Origin of the sequence: Streptomyces sp. AC550_RSS872 (assembly GCF_019049285.1) — a bacterium.
Taxonomy (GTDB): Bacteria; Actinomycetota; Actinomycetes; order Streptomycetales; family Streptomycetaceae; genus Streptomyces.
Genome location: NZ_JAGMUL010000114.1, coordinates 188,905 through 203,959 on the forward strand (window position 1 = coordinate 188,905; position 15,055 = coordinate 203,959).

Below are 15,055 nucleotides of genomic sequence, written 5' to 3' on the forward strand. Positions count from 1 at the left end.
GCCGTCAGGCGAGCAGGTCGATCGCGTCGATCGCCGTGCCCGCGCTGAGGTAGGAGGTCGTCCCCGAACCGCTCACCACGTTGATCTTCAGCACGTTGTACCGACTCGTGTCCGTCAGCCAGGCCGACGCCGGGACGCTGTAGGTGAAGGTGTGGTTGTTGCCCCGGTAGGACCCGTTCGTCAGGGAGCGGGTGTTCGGCTGGGTGGGCGCGGAAGGGATGGCCGAGGTCCAGTCGTTGACGGAGATCTGCGGGCGGCCGTTGGCGTAGGCCGTTGTCACGCCGATGCGCAGGGTGTGCGCGGCGGCGGCCTGGGCCGCGGTCAGCCTGAAGTAGACGATCAGGCCGCTGTTGACGTCCTTCCAGAGGTAGCAGGGGAAGGCCGAGGTCTCGCTGCCGCTGCCGATCACCACGTTCCCGGTCCAGGACGCGGCCCTGACGTCCGACGGATGCGCGTACGTCATCAGGTCGGCGTTCTTGAAGCCGCTGGGCGTGCCGTTCCAGTCGTTGATCCGCCAGATCGCGCTTGCGTTGGACGGGTCGTTCGACGACGGGATCGTGATCGTGTTCAGCGTCGTCGTCCCGCCCGCGGTGACCGTCACCGAGGACGTGTACACCGCCAGCTCGCCCTTGAAGACGGTCAGTGTGTACGTCCCCGGCAGCACACCCCCGATGGAGAAGTAGCCGTCCGACGCCCGAGCCGAACCCCAGTACTGCGCCGCCGCGTTGGCGAGTCCGACCGTGTACGCGTACGACGTGTTGCGGCCGGTGATGCCGACGCCCGCGACCCGGCCCCGGCCGCTCGCCGGCACGTACCCGGAGATGCCCAGCGAGTCCGCCCACGACGTGGTGAGCGTGCCCGGGAACAGCGATGAGGAGGGCGCCCCGCCGTCCGTGAGGGCGATGATGTACGGGCCCTGGAGGCCGAACCGCTGCGCCTCGGTCTGGTTCTGGCCGTAGTACAGGATCTCGTACAGGCCACCGCCGTCCGCGCTCTGGTGCCGCAGCAGCGAGCGGTAGAAGGGGCCGCCGGACGCCTTCTCGTGGTTGCTGCGCACGATCCACAGGCCGACGCCGCCGCTGGACCAGCCGACGTAGTTGTAGTCCATGACGCGCAGCTTCGAGTAGTGCTTCGAGCGCGTCTGGCCGTCGGACTTCCGGAACACGTCGGAGGCCTCGATGGTGGTGGGCGCGTACGTGTAGGAGTCCGGCTCGTCGTTGAGGAACAGACCCGGCCGGGTGCGCAGGATGAAGCGGGTCGCCGAGACCGACGTGTCGGCCTTGTTGGTCCACACGTAGATGTTGTTCTCGCCGCTGCGGGCCGCGTAGTAGTGCCGCAGCGTGCCGTACGCGACCGAGATCAGGATCGTCGAACCCGACTGTCTGACCGACACGGTGGAGGTGCCGAGGCCGGACTCGATGTGCGAGCTCATGCCGCCGTAGCCCTGGTACTCCGTGCCGCGGTAGACCAGCGAGCTCAGATCGCCGTTGGACTTGCGGACCTTGAAAACCAGGCCGGCGCCGGTGTCGACGACGTAGTTCGTGCCGTCGTCGCTCCAGCCGAAGGCCGCGGCGGCCGCGGTCCCGCTCAGCGCGGCCGTGCCTGCCGCGGCGGCGGTACCGAGCACGAAGGTGCGGCGTCGGACCGGTCTGTCGGTGGATCCGGACATGGGGGTGCCTCCTTCGAGAAGTGTTCGATCCGGTGCGGGGGTCGTGGTGCGGGGTGAGAGCGAGGGTGACAGTTGAATCGATTTCGCGAAAGGGCTTTCACGGCGGAGAAGTTGGCAGTCCTGTGAAATCGGATCGAGGTCTAGAAAGCGCTTGTGGAAACGGGTACGGTCCAGCGCCAGACTTGTCGTGCGTGGAGGAACCGACGAATGAGACGTTTCAACCTCGCCGTCCTGGCGGCGCTGACGCTGAGCACCGGCCTGGCGGCCGTACCGGCCCACGCGCACGGGCCGTACGAGGGCCGGCGCGCCCTCGGCCTCGAGAACTGCACCGCCGCCGCCTGCCACTTCGACGTCCCGCCCGGCACGTACGACGTGAAGGTCCTCCTCGGCGGCGAGGCCGCGTCCAGCACGAGCGTCACCGGCGAGACACGCCGCGCCCTGCTCCCCGAGACGCCCGCCCCGGCCGGTGAGCGCGTCTCCCGCAGCTTCACGGTGAACGTCCGCACCCCCGAGGGCGAGCCCACCGGCCCCGACGGCACCGCCGGGCTCGACCTCCGGCTGGGCGGCGCGGCCCCCGCGCTCGCCGACATCAAAGTCTCCCCCGCACGGCACGCCCGCCAGATCTTCCTCGTCGGCGACTCCACGGTCTGCGACCAGCCCGGCGCCCCGTACTCCGGCTGGGGCCAGCAACTCCCGCAGTACCTCCGCAAGGGCCTGTCCGTCGCCAACTACGCCGACTCCGGCGAGAGCACGGTCACCTATCTCGCCGACTCCCGCCTCTGGGCCACCGTCCAGCCGCGGATCCGCCCTGGCGACCCGGTCCTGATCCAGCTCGCCCACAACGACAAGACCACCGACGAGGCGACGTACCGGGCCAACCTGGAGGCCCTGGTGGCGGGCGTGCGCGAGAAGCGCGGCGAGCCGGTCCTTCTCACCCCGATCGTGCGCCGCTGGTTCAACGCCGACGGCACGCTCGACAACGGCACCGCCCTGCTGGTGAACGGCCTCGGCGTGGACCACCCGGCCGTCATCCGCTCGGTCTCCGCCGCCCGGGACGTCCCGTTGATCGACCTGACGGCGAAGACCAAGGCGCTGGTGGAGTCCCTGGGCGTCGAGGCCTCCAAGGCGCTGTACCTCTACAACGAGAAACGCGACAACACCCACACCTCGGTGCGTGGCGCCACCGCGTACGCGGGCCTGGTCCGCGATGAACTCGTCGCCCGGCATCTGGTGCCGGAGGGCAAGGTGCGGGTGGGATGAACTCCTGGGGCGTTCCGACCGGAACCGGGACGCCCCAGGTCTGTACCGAGCCGGCGAGAAAGAGAACCGATGCACCTGCCTCCCGAAGACCCCGCCCTGAGCCCGCGCACCGGCTACACCCGCGCCCACTGGGAGGCGGCCGCCGACTCGCTGCTCGCCGCCGTCGAGCCGTACGCCACCGAGGACCGCGCCCTCTACCACTTCCCCGGCGACCGCCAGAGCTGGTCGGGGCGGCTCTCCGACGGCCTGGAGGGCTACGCCCGTACGCTCCTGCTGGCGGCCTTCCGCCGGGACGAGACGGCGCTGGAGCGCTACGCGGACGGACTCGCGGCCGGCGTCTCGGGCGTCTGGCCGCGCATCGAGGACCGCAGCCAGCCGCTGGTCGAGGCCGCGTCGATCGCGCTCGCCCTGCGGCTGACCCGGCCGCTGCTGTGGGACCGGCTGGACGACGGGGTGCGGCAGCGGGCGGCGGCCTGGCTCGGGGACGGGCTGACCGCGGAGGCCTGGCCCTGCAACTGGGAGCTGTTCCCGGTGACGGTGGGCGGCTTCCTCCAGGAGATCGGGTACGAGGCCGAGGAGTCCCGCAAGGCGATCGACCGGGGGCTGGAGCGCATCGAGGAGTGGTACCTCGGCGGCGGCTGGTACACGGACGGCGACGGCCGGAAGTTCGACTACTACAACGGCTGGGCCATGCACCTCTACCCGGTGCTGCACGCCTGGCTGGCGCGGGACGAGCGGCTCCTCGACCTGTACGGCGGCCGGCTCACCCGGCACCTGGAGGACTACGCCCGCCTGTTCGGCGGCGACGGCGCCCCCATGCACCAGGGCCGCTCCCTGACCTACCGTTTCGCGACCACCGCGCCCCTGTGGCTCGGCGCCCTCACCGGCCGTACACCACTCGCCCCGGGCGAGACCCGGCGTCTGTCCTCCGGCGCACTGAAGTACTTCCTGGAGCGCGGCGCCGTGGACGAACACGGCCTGCTGAGCCTCGGCTGGCACGGCCCCGACGAGGCCGTACTGCAAGGCTATTCGGGTCCGGCGTCCCCGTACTGGGCGAGCAAGGGCTTCCTCGGCCTGCTCCTCCCGGCGGACCACGAGGTGTGGACGGCGGCGGAGGAACCCGCCCCCGTCGAGCGCACGGACGCGGTCACCGTCGTCGCCGCCCCCAACTGGCTCCTTCAGTCCACCAGCGCGGACGGCCTGGTCCGCCTCCACAACCACGGCAGCGAGGACGTCCGCTACGACCCGTACTACACGCGCCTCGCCTACTCGACGGTGACCGCGCCGGCACCGTCGTACGACAACAGCGTGATCGTCGGCGACGATCCGAGCCGTACGGACATCGTGCCGCTGGGCGCGGGCGACGGCTGGGCGGCCTCCCGGCACTCGGTCGGCGACGGGACGCGGGTGACGAGCGTGGTGCTCGCGCGGGGGGCCGTGGAGGTGCGGGCCCATCTGGTGACGGGTGCGGTGCCCGGGACGCCGGTCCGGATCACGGGGTGGGCCGCGCCGGACGGGGTCCGCGCGGAACTCCGCCCTGCCGCCCGGCTCGACGACGACCTCACCGGTGTCACCGAAGCCGGACCCACCCTCTTCGCCGCCCTTGCCCGCCTCACGGCCGAACCGGAACCCGCGCCGCTGGACGAACTGGTGACCGTGCGCGTGGACGACGACGGCGGGATCCACGTCCGCTGGAACGACGGGCGTGCCGTGCGCGTGCGGTTGGCGGACGGCACGGGTGAGGGCGACGGCGTACGGGTCGAGACAGCCGGCGCCTGACCCCTGGGCGTGATGCCCGCCCGTCGGCAGCGCGCAGCCGTCGGGGCAGGTTGCTGAAGATTCAAGATTGCGGGTCCGGATCACTTCGGCCGGCACCGAAACGACATACGCCTACTGTTTCGGCGTGACGGAACCGGACCCCTTCAACATCGCGAGGGCGGGGCGTACCCCCACACACCCGCGGTCGCGTACGGCGGGAAGGGAACGTGTCGGGGGTGTCCGCCCGCAGCGGCCGGCGTCCGACACCGCGCACCCCACAGCCCACCGAGCCGCGGGACCGAGGACGGACACCCCCCGGCGCGGCCCCGACCCACAACGCACCCGCAGGCGCTGCGCGCACCCTCACCGAACCCGCGCAGGCCGCCGCAGGCATTCAGGGGCGCGGGGAACTGCGCAAATACGCCCGCCCCACCGAGCCCGCACAGGAACCCGGTCATGACCACCACCTTCGCCGCACTTCACCACATGCACACCCCCCTCCTCCTCCCCAACGCCTGGGATCACGCCTCGGCGAGAGCCCTCGCCGACCAGGGTTTCCGGGCGATCGGCACGACGAGCCTCGGCGTCGCCGCGGCAGCAGGTCTGCCCGACGGGACGTCGGACACCCGCGACGAGACCCTCCGGCTGGCCCTCGCCCTCGGCTCCGGCCCGTACCTTCTCTCCGTCGACGCGGAGGACGGATACAGCGAAGACCCGGACGAGGTCGGGGAGTTCGCCCGGGAGCTGGCGGCCGTCGGCGCCGCCGGCATCAATCTGGAGGACCGTCTGGGCCCGGTCGCACTGCACGCCGCGAAGATCGAGGCCGTCAAGGCGGCAGCACCGGGCCTCTTCGTCAACGCCCGCACCGACACGTACTGGCTCGGAGACGGAGAGGGGACGCTCGACCGGCTCGACGTCTACCAACAGGCCGGTGCCGACGGCGTGTTCGTGCCGGGAGTGACCGAACCCCGGGAGATCGGCGGGTTGGTGAAGCATCTCGACGTCCCCCTGAACATCCTCTATACCCCGACCGGCCCAACCGTCCCCCACCTCGCCGACCTCGGTGTGCGCCGCGTCAGCCTCGGCTCGCTGCTCTACCGAAGGGCGCTGGGCGCGGCGCTGGAGGCGGTCGCGGAGATCCGGGCGGGCCGCAGTCCGCTGGGCAGCACCCCGTCGTACGCCGAGGTGGACGCGTTCAGTCGCCGTTCCTGTTAGCGTTGACTGTTTCCCGGGTATCAGACCCTTTGGACTCATCACCGGCGAGGGACCGAGGAACCATGACCATGGACATCCCCGGCGACAGGCGACTGGCGGCCGCCGTCGTGATGGACGACAAGCAGCGCGTGCTTCTGGTGCGCCGCAGCGAGAGAGAACGGTTCCTGCCAGGGGTGTGGGGTGTCCCCTGCGGGAAGCTGGAGCCGGGTGAGAGTCCCGAGGACGGCGCCCTGCGTGAGCTGAAGGAAGAGACCGGACTGCTGGGCGAGATCGTCCGCAAGGTCGGCGAGTCGTCCTTCGTCAGCGACTACCGGGGTCACGAGATCAAGAACTGGCAGGAGAACTTCCTGGTCCGGCCGTTGACCGCGGCGGTCACCCTTCCCGAGCCCGACCAGGACGCCGCCTGGCTCGCCCGGACCGAGCTGTCGACGGTCGACGTCGACGCGTACAACCTCGACATCGTCCGGCAGGCGTTCACCAGGCCCTGAGCCGCTCCGCCAGTTCCCGAAGCGCGTTCAGATAGTCCGGCACCGCCAGCGGCACCTTCGCCACCGCGCCCGGATGCGGGCCCGCCGCCGTGAACACATCGGTGTGATGCCGCCGTTCGGCGCCCGTCTCCAGGAACAGCGTCACCGTCGGCTCGTCCGTGTCGCACCAGGCCCGGTGCAGGGTGTGCGCGGGCAGCGCGTACGAACTGCCCGCCGCGTACTGCCCCAGGTGCGTCAGCCGCAGCCGCGCCGGACCGGCCGGCTTCAGCGTCCAGTCCGCCGACCGCTCCGCGAGCGACTCCTCGTAGCGGGCCGCCGAGAGATCACCGACCCGTTCGTCGACCTCGTACAACTCCATGGCCAGCCGCCCCCGCACCACGTAGGACGCCAGCGGGGAACGGTGGTTGTGGATGTCCTCCTTGCCGATCGTGCCCGCGCCCGGATGCCACACATGGGCGCGCAGCATCCGGCGCGGTCCGCCGTCGATCAGCAGCAGCTTGTCGAAGCCGAGGACATGGCGGTACGACAGCCCTGCGCAGCCCTCCGGGTCGCCCTCGCCGGAGGCCAGGTCGTCGATCAGCTCCAACAGGCGGTCGGGAGCGCCGAGTTCGGCGACGACACGGCGTGCCGCGGCCGCGAGTCCATGCTCGGGCAGTTCACCGTCCAGCGCCCCGGCCAGCAGCCGTCGCGCCGCCAGGACGTGCCGACCGCCCATGCACTCATCCTCCAACGCCCGCTCGCCATAGCCGAGTTCACCCACCCGGCTGATACATCCATACGGCATGTCCGCGCAGCGCCGAAAGACCTTGGTAGGTCATCCACATGGGCCGCCGCAGCTCGGTGCTGTCGCCCACCCCCCAGGACCAGATGCCGTCCGTCTGACCCGCCCACACCGCGGCGACGGCACCCTCCAGCCGGACCCGCCACTCGTCCTCCAGCCCGTCCGCGCGGGCGATCTCCAGGGCGCCCGGCGAGAGGAGGGCGCGGGCCAGCCACGCGGCGGTGAAGTGCCGTACGTTCAGCACCTCGTGGCGCGAGGGGTCGTCCGTGCGCGGGCGGCGTACTTCCTCGTGCAGGTTGTCCAGGTCCGGGCAGGTGTCGTGCGGTGCGTCCGGGCAGGACAGCAGCCAGCGGACGCCGTCCTCGCGGGCGGTCCGGGCCCGGGCGGCGCGGGCGTCGGTGTCCTCGCCCAGGACCCGGGCGGCCCGGTCGAGGGCGACGACGGCCTGCGCGGTGTGCAGCGGTGACGGCCTTCCGTACGGCGGCTGAAGACGGTAGCCCCAGCAGCGCAGATGCTCGCGGCGCGGGTCGCTGATCGCGCCGTCCGCGAGGGCCTCGCGCAGCGTCGGAAGGAGCTCGGAGCGGGGTGCGGCGCGCAGCAGTCCGCGCAGTACGGTCGTCACGACATGCGTCGACTCCAGCCCGGCGCGGTCGAGTTGCCGGGTGAAGCCGCTCGTGCACCGGTCCACCTCCGCCGCCAGCCGCTCGGCCGACGTGCCCGCCCGGGCCAGCGCGCCCAGCACCAGCGCGGTGACCTCCGGCCGTGCCTCGGAACCCTGCGAGCGCGCCGACCAGCCGCCGCCCGGGAGCCGCAGCCGCCACAGCGTGTCCACCAGGTCGCCGGTGCTCAGCCGGCCGTCGGGCACGCCCAGGTCGAGCATGATGTGCAGGCCGTACGCGGTGCCGACGGGGGTGGGCCGGGAGGGTGTGTTCTCGCCGAGGGAGTGCGGCCAGCCCGTGAGCAGCCCACGCTCCGGGTCCTCCACGACGGACACCTGGTCGACGAGGGCGGCGTAGGCGGAGGCGAACACCTGGGGGAGCGGGCCGGGCGCACCCGGTGCCATCGCGGCCGGCCCCACGGCGGTGGCCTGCGCAAGCCCCGCGGACGCCCCTGTCCGGGCCCGCAGCAGCGCCGCCGCCAGCCACGCCGCGACGAAGGTGGCGAGCCCGCTGACGACGGAGATCACATACCGGGCCGCCGTCCCGTCGATCGTGGCGGGCAGCACACTGAACAGGAACTGGAACACGCCGTACCCGGCGGCCGCCGCCCCGAGTCCGCCGAGCCAGCCGACGAAGCGGGCGGGAGGCGAGCCGTCCGCGGGTTCCTCGTCGGGTGAGGGAGGTGTGGAGCCGGCCTGTCGGGGCTGCCGGGACCTCAAGGGGCCGCGTCCGAGCTGCTGTTGGGACATGGCGCGCTCCCTCCCCCGTGGCGGCGTGTGACCTCCGCGAAGCTTCCAGTCTAAGTGGTCAGCGTGGCACCTGGGGCGGCTGCCGGACCTGCCCACTGCGCGGCCGGTTCGCGAGCGTCACGCGCAGGGGGCCGCGAGCCGCAGGGACTTGGCCGCCGGCCTCAGGTGTCACCGGCGGCCGGGGAGGCGAACGCCGCGAATCCTGCGCGGGGGATCAGCCGATCGGTGCGTACAGCACCCCCAGCTTGTCGATCTCCTCACCGGCCCGCCCCGTGAACCCGACGATCTGCCAGCCGGACGGTGCCGTGAAGGTCCTGGCGTCCGACGCCGCCGTACCGGCGGACAGCGTGCGGCCCTTGTCGGTGGTGAAGGACGCCGAGAAGATCCGGGTACGGCTGTCCTTCTGACCCTGTGTCAGCTTGACGGAGGTGAGGTGCTCACCGGAGGCCAGCGTCAGGGACGTCGCCGTACCGCCCGTACCGCCGTGCGTGAGGGTCGTGCCGCCGTCGTGCGTCAGGGACACCGCGTCCAGGCGGGAGGCACCGCGCAGGGTCAGGGTGCGCGGGGACACCGAGGCCGGCAGGTCGTCGGCGTCGTTGAAGGCCGTGGCGTGCGGGCCGCCGAAGAAGTCGCTCGCCTTCAGGGACGGGTTGAGGGTGTAGGAGAAGTCGACGGTGTGCGGGAAGTGGTCGGACAGGTTGCCGCCCGCGGAGTCGAGGAACGACGCCCACTCGTTGTTGTAGCGGGTCGCGTCGAGCTTCAGGAGCTTGCTGCCGCGGTAGAGGACCTTGTCGACGACCTCGCAGCCGTTCGGCGGCGCCGTCGTCGGGCACACCAGCGCGTCCGCGCCCTGCGCCGGCCGGACACCGCCCTTGGCCAGCTGCACCCACGCGTCCGTCAGGCCGTTGTCGTCGGCGAGGGTGCGGATGTTGTCGCCGCTGCGGGTGTACCGGGTGTTGGTGTCGCCCATGACGATGACCGCGTTGCCGGACGAGTTCGCCCGGATGAAGTCCGACAGCTGCTCGACGTTGGCGCGGCGGGCGGCGAGCGCGGCGTCGTCGGAGTCGGCGTTGGTGTGGACGTTGTAGAGGTCCACGAACACGCCCTCCGCGAGGCGCACCCGGGCGAGGGAGAAGCCCTTGGGCGTCAGGCAGTTCGTGCCCGTGCACTTGTTCCACTTCACCCGCTGGAAGTCCTCGAAAGCGTAGTCCGAGAGGGTGTTGAGGCCGTCGCCGAAGGGCACGCCACCGCTGGTCGCGGTGCGGTGCGGGTGGTTGTCGCCCGCGTACAGGGCCGCGTGGTAGTTGAAGTCCTCCTGGACGTTCACGATGTCGTACGCCGCCAGACGCGGCGAGATCAACGGGGTGTTCTTCTCCGGATTGCCGGAGCTCAGGCCTTCCGGAAGGCCCGCGACGTTGTACGTCAGGACGTTGAAGGTGCCGGAGGTGGCGGCCGTCGCGGGTGTCGCCGCCGTGGCGGTGAGGCCGGTCAGGGCCAACGCGGCGGCCGCGAGCGTGCCGATCAGTCTTCTCATGGGGGGTGTCTCCGATGGGTGACGGCGAAGGTGAGCGCTGTTCAGGTTCGATGTCAACCAGGGTGACGTACAAGGGTCATTGGGGAAACAGTGAGAGACGTGGCAATCCGCCGCGTGCGGGGCACCCGGTCGCCACTCGCTGATCGTTCAACGTTCATGTTTCGCCTTGATCCTCCACACACGGCGCAGCAGCGCCGTAGAAGGCAGCCGCGGAAGGCAGCGGCATCGGGAGGCGTCTCATGGGACACGGGCATGCGCACGGTCATCATCACCACCACCACGGACACGACCACGACCACTCGCACGATGCGGCGGCATCCGCCCTGCCCGCCGCCTTCGACACCTCCGTGCCCGACGAGGCCCTGACCCCCGAGCAGAAGTCGCGCCGCACTCTGCTGCGCCGGGCGGGCCTGCTGGGCGCCGGGCTGGCCGCCGGCAGTGTCGTCGCCCCGACTCAGGCCGCCGCCTCCACGTCCGCCTCCGCCGCCTCCGGTGGTCGCAGATCGAGCGGCTTCCTGTGGCTGGCCGGCGACCACCACATCCACACCCAGTACAGCAACGACGGCAAGTACCGCGTCGTCGACCAGGTCCGCCAGGGTGCCAGGCACGGCATGGACTGGATGGTCATCACCGACCACGGCAACGAGACGCACGCCAAGATCGGCGTCGAGAAGGTCAACCCGGACATCCGGGAAGCCCGCGACGCGTACCAGGACACACTCGTCTTCCAGGGCCTGGAGTGGAACATCCCGGCCGCCGAGCACGGCACCGTCTTCGTCCACCCCGGCAGGAACGAGGTCTCCGTCCTCAAGCAGTTCGAGACCGACTACGACGGCGGCGTGAAGAAGGCGACCGACTCGACGCCCGCCAACGAGGCCCTCGCCATCGCGGGCCTCGACTTCCTCGCGGAGCAGGTCCGGCGGCGCAAGGTCAAGGACATCCTGATGCTCGCCAACCACCCCGCGCGCAAGGGCATCGACTCACCGCACGAGATCCGGGCCTGGCGCGACGCCACGTCCGCGCGCCACCGGATCGCCGTCGGCATGGAGGGCGCGCCCGGCCACCAGGCCGCCGGCATCGAGAAGTCCGTCGGCATGGGCCGCGCCCGCGGTCTGTACGACGGCAGCCCCGGCGCCAACTCCTTCGCCGGTTACCCGCTGGAGAGCTACCGCACCTGGGGCGGCTTCGACTGGATGACCGCCACCGTCGGCGGCCTGTGGGACAGCCTCCTCGCCGAGGGCAAGCCCTGGTGGATCACCGCCAACTCCGACTCCCACAACGTCTACACGGACACCGCCAAGCGTGGCGGCCCCGACAGCGACTACACCGCCAACGGCAAGCACACCGACCCCGTCTACAGCGGCAAGATCGACCTCACCGAGGGCGACTACTGGCCCGGCCAGTACAGCCGTACCCACGTCGGCGCCGACGGCTTCTCCTACGCAGCCGTGATGGACGGCATCCGCGCGGGCCGCGTCTGGGTCGACCACGGACAGCTCATCAGCGGCCTCGACGTCCGGGCGAGGGGCGGCCATCGCTGGGCCACGCTCGGCGGCGCCCTGCATGTCAGGAAGGGCACGAACGTCACGCTGACGGTCGACGTGGCGCTGGCCGACGGCCCCAACTGGGCCGGCTTCGTGCCGAAGCTCGCCCGCGTGGACGTCATCCAGGGCGACGTGACCGGCCCGGTCGCGGACAAGGACACGTTCACCGCGCCGACGGCGAAGGTGGTGAAGTCGTACGAGGTGAACAGGTCGACCGGCACGGTCCGCCTCACCTACGGCCTCGGCAAGGTCGACCACCCTGTCTACGTCCGCCTGCGCGGCACCGACGGCAACCGCACCGCCGTCGGCGCGATGGGCGCGGCCGTCGACCCGGCCGGCCCGGCCATCGACGTCGTCGGCGACGCCGACCCGTGGCGCGACCTGTGGTTCTACTCCAACCCGGTGTGGATCCTCCCGTCGTGACGCCGTACGTTCTGACGGTGGACGCGGACGTCAGGGACCTCCGCGCGGCCGACCGCCTGCTGCACACGCTGGCGGCCGAACTCGCCCTCCCCGAGGGTGTGTTCGGCTGCACCCACCTGGTGCGGGGCGACCGCCCGCGCGTGGCCTGCTCCCTGGCCCTGCCGACCGAGCCGCTCCTGCGTACCGCCCAGGAGCGGCTCACGGCCGGCGGGCACGCGGTGTCGCCCGGGGCTCCGGACGCGGTGGGCCGCGCCGTTCTCTATCCGGGCGTCTCCTCCCTGACCGGCACGCTGACGATCGCGGACCTGCTGTCGCGCTCCGCGATCGACCGTGTGACGGTCCTGGGCAGCCCGGGCCCGCCTGCCCCGGACACCCGCCTGGTGACGGGCGGTCATGTGCGCCCCCAATGGCAGAACGACAAACTCGTCCTGACCACCATGCCGGCGGTGGGCGGCACGCTCGTGCCGTTCGAGGTGGCGGATCCCACGCCGTGCTGTGCGGACCACTGAGGGGCGGCACCATACGGGCGCCGGCTCCGGGCTGGTCGCCCTCCTCGGCGGCGGTGGGTTCAAGGGGCATCCGTTGACCCCCGAGTAGTGGCCCAACGCCCACCGCCACGGCCACCGCGCCCCCAGATACGCCACCAGCCTCAGCAGGGGCGAGGAAGCCGCCAGCCAGTACGCGACGCCGGTGTCATGGCCCGTGAGGACCGCGGCCGGGAAGTACGCGACGAAGGCGAGGGGGAGGGCGAAGGTGAGGAAGCCGCCGACCGCCTTGGGCAGGACGTTCAGCGGGTAGCTGCCGAAGGTGCCGAGCAGCTCCTCCAGCCAGCGGCCCCAGTAGTCGGCGGCGGGGTAGCGCAGGCACGCGGCCACGCCGGTGAACAGGGCCGCCTCCAGGAGCATCCCGCCGATCACCGCCGCGACCAGGTAGGAGACCCGGCCCGCCGACCAGTCCAGGGTGCTGCGGCCGAGCGCGCCCGCCATCAGGCCGGCCGCGACCGTCAGGTCACCGATCGCGTTGGTCGGGAAGTAGGCGAGCTGGACCTGGCGGTGCACCGGCATCGGGCGGAGCAGATAGATGTCGATCCGCCCCTCCTGGACCTGGCGGCCGATGAAGTGCATCCGGCCGAGGAGCAGCACGAAGAACCCGTGCGCGAGCATCCGGATCGCCGGGATCAGCAGGACGTCCGAGCTGTCCCAGCCGCCCATCCCGGTGAACCGGGCCAGCAGCACCGTCGCGAACACGATCACCGACATCTGCAAGATCGCGCCGATCGCGATGTTCAGCAGGAACTCGGTGCGGTACTCCACGAGGAGCGGATGTTGAGCAGCGAGATGCGCCAGACCAGACGCAGGGACTTCACGGCTTTCGACGACATCTCAGCCTCCCTGCGAGATCAGCATCTTGATGGTGGTGGACTTGCCGGCGCCGTTCGGGCCGAGCAGGGCGAGGAGTTCGCCGCCGGCGACGGAGAACGACACGTCGGACACGGCGTGCTTGGCGACCCTCTCCGGGTTGACCAGAGAGCGCAGTGCGCCGCGAAGCCGGGGCGGCGGACGGTGGTGTGGAAGGTTCGGGACAGACCGCGAACCTCGATACTGCCAATCAAGTGGCATCAACTCCCTTGCGGCGAACGCACAGTGCGGCCGGCCGGCATCGCTGCCGACCGGCCGCACACGTCCCTCCGAACGCTGTCGGAAAGTCGATCAATCGGTCCATCGATTTACGGTTTCTCACTCCGTGATCGAGAACACGAACGAGAACTCCGTCGGCTCGGCCTTCAGGAAGTACCGCGGCAGCGGGCCCGGACCGCAGGACTGCGATCCGATGCCGTGCTGACCGTGGTCGAGGTTGACCCAGACGGTGTCGCCCGGCGTGAGGTCGGTCAGATGCCGGGCGGCGTCCAGCTGCTCGTTGGTCCAGCGGCGGGCGCTGAACCAGAACTCCGGGTCGCCGTCGATCCGCAGCCCGCCGAGCTCCACCCAGCGCACGTCGGCGCGGGCGCCGTTCTCCTGCGGGCGGACGTACGGCGTCTGGAGCTCGTCGACGGTGGAGTGCCAGCGGCCCAGCATGGACGCCGACTTGGTGTCCGGGTACGCCTCGCCGGGACCGCCGCCGAACCACTTCACGGCGTCCGCCTGCGCGAGCCCGAACCGGATGCCGAGCCGGGGCAGGGGAATCGTCCAGTCGCCCTCCGGCTTCACGGACACGGTCAGCCGCAGCCGCTCGCCGTCGGAGGTCCAGCGGTACACCGTGGCGAGCCCCACCTCCCAGGCGGCGGGCGCCACCCGGGTCCGCACGGTCAGCGCGTCGTCGCCCAGCTCCACGGCGTCCAGACGGTGCCGCATGCGGTGCAGGCCGTACTTGCGCCACAGCATCCCGAAGCGGGTGTCCGTCTGCCATTCGGCACCGTCGTCGTTGTCGGTGGTGGCCCGCCACACGTCCAGACGCGGAGCCGTCACCTCGACACCGCCGATGGTCTTGAGTGCTCCGGTACGGGCGTCGAAGGAGGCCGGGCCGAGGTAGATCAGCTTCTCGCTCGCCGTGGGGTGGTCGGTCGCGGCCACCGTGGGCAGCGGACGGGCGGAGACGGGGAACTGTCCCCACGCGACCTCGTGGTCCTTCGGTCCCCACGCCGTGTCCGACGCCAGCAGCGCCCGCACCGTCCACTGGGTCTCGGCGCCCTGCGCGTCCGCCGGCGGCTGCGGCAGCTTCACGTCCGCGGACTCGCCCGGTGCCAGCGCAGGCACGGCCAGGGCGCCCGCCTTCACCGTCTCGCCGTCCACCTGGTACGACCACTCGAACGCGAGCGCCGACAGGTCGGTGAAGTCGTACTTGTTCGTCACGCGTACGGTGCCGTCGGCTCCGTCGCCCTCGATCCGGACCGGCTCGATGACCTTCTTGTACTCGACGAGCCCGGGGGAGGGCCGCCGGTCCGGGAAGATCAGGCCGTCGCAGACGAAGTTGCCGTC

The 15,055-nt window shown here is 71.4% G+C and carries 11 protein-coding genes and 2 pseudogenes; 6 read left to right on the plus strand and 7 right to left on the minus strand.

Annotation, left to right across the window (positions count from 1 at the left end):
- Positions 1-4: 4 nt before the first annotated feature.
- Positions 5-1,669 carry a rhamnogalacturonan lyase B N-terminal domain-containing protein gene (locus tag KUM44_RS32950; protein WP_217213414.1) on the minus strand — a complete coding sequence of 555 codons (1,665 nt, stop codon included), beginning with the start codon at positions 1,667-1,669 and terminating at the stop codon, positions 5-7.
- Positions 1,670-1,876: 207 nt separating this feature from the next.
- Here KUM44_RS32950 and KUM44_RS32955 point away from each other — a divergent pair, with 207 nt between their 5' ends.
- From KUM44_RS32955 to KUM44_RS32970, 4 genes are all read left to right on the plus strand, one after another.
- A complete protein-coding gene (locus KUM44_RS32955) occupies positions 1,877-2,929 on the plus strand; it encodes a rhamnogalacturonan acetylesterase (RefSeq protein WP_217213415.1) in 1,053 nt (350 codons plus the stop codon).
- Positions 2,930-2,998: 69 nt separating this feature from the next.
- A complete protein-coding gene (locus KUM44_RS32960; RefSeq protein ID WP_217213416.1) occupies positions 2,999-4,708 on the plus strand; it encodes a DUF2264 domain-containing protein in 1,710 nt (569 codons plus the stop codon).
- 435 nt (positions 4,709-5,143) lie between these two features.
- Positions 5,144-5,902 (plus strand): isocitrate lyase/phosphoenolpyruvate mutase family protein, encoded by a 759-nt coding sequence (locus KUM44_RS32965; protein ID WP_217213417.1) that lies wholly within the window; start codon positions 5,144-5,146, stop codon positions 5,900-5,902.
- Positions 5,903-5,964: 62 nt separating this feature from the next.
- Positions 5,965-6,390: an NUDIX hydrolase gene (locus KUM44_RS32970; RefSeq protein WP_374202096.1), complete on the plus strand. Its 426-nt coding sequence runs from the start codon at positions 5,965-5,967 to the stop codon at positions 6,388-6,390.
- On the opposite strand, the gene KUM44_RS32975 is transcribed toward KUM44_RS32970, so the two are convergent.
- The 3 genes from KUM44_RS32975 to KUM44_RS32985 form a co-directional block, all read right to left on the minus strand.
- A complete protein-coding gene (locus KUM44_RS32975; RefSeq protein WP_217213418.1) occupies positions 6,377-7,105 on the minus strand; it encodes a hypothetical protein in 729 nt (242 codons plus the stop codon). The two genes, KUM44_RS32970 and KUM44_RS32975, sit on opposite strands and share 14 nt — an antisense overlap.
- 37 nt (positions 7,106-7,142) lie before the next feature.
- Entirely contained in the window at positions 7,143-8,579 is a 1,437-nt protein-coding gene (locus KUM44_RS32980; RefSeq protein WP_217213419.1) for a hypothetical protein, read from the minus strand.
- Between the two features lie 214 nt (positions 8,580-8,793).
- Positions 8,794-10,113: a jacalin-like lectin gene (locus tag KUM44_RS32985; RefSeq protein ID WP_217213420.1), complete on the minus strand. Its 1,320-nt coding sequence runs from the start codon at positions 10,111-10,113 to the stop codon at positions 8,794-8,796.
- 239 nt (positions 10,114-10,352) lie between these two features.
- Between KUM44_RS32985 and KUM44_RS32990 the strand changes: the two genes are divergently transcribed.
- Together KUM44_RS32990 and KUM44_RS46060 are read left to right on the plus strand one after the other, a co-directional pair.
- Positions 10,353-12,080: a PHP domain-containing protein gene (locus KUM44_RS32990; RefSeq protein ID WP_217213421.1), complete on the plus strand. Its 1,728-nt coding sequence runs from the start codon at positions 10,353-10,355 to the stop codon at positions 12,078-12,080.
- Positions 12,062-12,589 carry a hypothetical protein gene (locus tag KUM44_RS46060; RefSeq protein WP_374202097.1) on the plus strand — a complete coding sequence of 176 codons (528 nt, stop codon included), beginning with the start codon at positions 12,062-12,064 and terminating at the stop codon, positions 12,587-12,589. The genes KUM44_RS32990 and KUM44_RS46060 overlap by 19 nt, the downstream gene beginning before the upstream one ends.
- A 69-nt stretch (positions 12,590-12,658) precedes the next feature.
- Here the strand turns inward: KUM44_RS46060 and KUM44_RS32995 are convergent.
- From KUM44_RS32995 to KUM44_RS33005, 3 genes and pseudogenes are all read right to left on the minus strand, one after another.
- A pseudogene (locus KUM44_RS32995) lies at positions 12,659-13,461 on the minus strand (ABC transporter permease); the annotation flags it as partial.
- 19 nt (positions 13,462-13,480) lie between these two features.
- Positions 13,481-13,692, minus strand: a pseudogene (locus tag KUM44_RS33000) (ATP-binding cassette domain-containing protein); the annotation flags it as partial.
- Between the two features lie 124 nt (positions 13,693-13,816).
- Positions 13,817-15,055, minus strand: a 1,239-nt coding sequence (locus tag KUM44_RS33005; RefSeq protein ID WP_217213422.1) for a beta-galactosidase domain 4-containing protein, incomplete at its 5' end; no start/stop codon positions are given.

Bases quoted from the DNA above. Each gene is read 5' to 3' on its own strand.
- KUM44_RS32985 (WP_217213420.1), bottom strand. From the start codon at position 10,113: ATGAGAAGACTGATCGGCACGCTCGCGGCCGCCGCGTTGGCCCTGACC.
- KUM44_RS32950 (WP_217213414.1), bottom strand. From the start codon at position 1,669: ATGTCCGGATCCACCGACAGACCGGTCCGACGCCGCACCTTCGTGCTC.
- KUM44_RS32990 (WP_217213421.1), top strand. From the start codon at position 10,353: ATGGGACACGGGCATGCGCACGGTCATCATCACCACCACCACGGACAC.
- KUM44_RS32960 (WP_217213416.1), top strand. From the start codon at position 2,999: ATGCACCTGCCTCCCGAAGACCCCGCCCTGAGCCCGCGCACCGGCTAC.
- KUM44_RS32970 (WP_374202096.1), top strand. From the start codon at position 5,965: ATGACCATGGACATCCCCGGCGACAGGCGACTGGCGGCCGCCGTCGTG.
- KUM44_RS32965 (WP_217213417.1), top strand. From the start codon at position 5,144: ATGACCACCACCTTCGCCGCACTTCACCACATGCACACCCCCCTCCTC.
- KUM44_RS32955 (WP_217213415.1), top strand. From the start codon at position 1,877: ATGAGACGTTTCAACCTCGCCGTCCTGGCGGCGCTGACGCTGAGCACC.
- KUM44_RS32980 (WP_217213419.1), bottom strand. From the start codon at position 8,579: ATGTCCCAACAGCAGCTCGGACGCGGCCCCTTGAGGTCCCGGCAGCCC.
- KUM44_RS32975 (WP_217213418.1), bottom strand. From the start codon at position 7,105: ATGGGCGGTCGGCACGTCCTGGCGGCGCGACGGCTGCTGGCCGGGGCG.